1 protein-coding gene is annotated in these 272 nt (G+C 72.8%); it reads left to right on the top strand.

The window, feature by feature from the left end; genetic code table 11:
• A partial coding sequence (locus SB751_RS30575) for an amidohydrolase family protein (RefSeq protein WP_410749095.1) occupies window positions 1-272 on the top strand: 272 nt, incomplete at both ends.

Here is a 272-nt window from a genome sequence, read left to right on the forward strand (position 1 = left end):
GGCGCTCGGCGGTGGCGTGACGGTGCAGCACCGGATGGCGTTTCAGGGCGAGTACTTCATTGCGCGCTACGGCGCGCAAGCCGCCACGCGCACGCCGCCGATCCGCGCGATGCTGGCGGCCGGGCTGCCGGTCGGCGCCGGCTCCGATGCGACGCGCATCGCGAGCTACAACCCGTTCGTGTCGCTGTACTGGATGGTGTCCGGGCGCACGGTCGGCGGCACGGTGCTCTATCCGGAGCGCAACCGGCTCAGCCGGATGGAGGCGCTGCGCC

The sequence above is a fragment of the Cupriavidus sp. SIMBA_020 genome (assembly GCF_046535395.1).
Lineage (GTDB): Bacteria > Pseudomonadota > Gammaproteobacteria > Burkholderiales > Burkholderiaceae > Cupriavidus > Cupriavidus campinensis.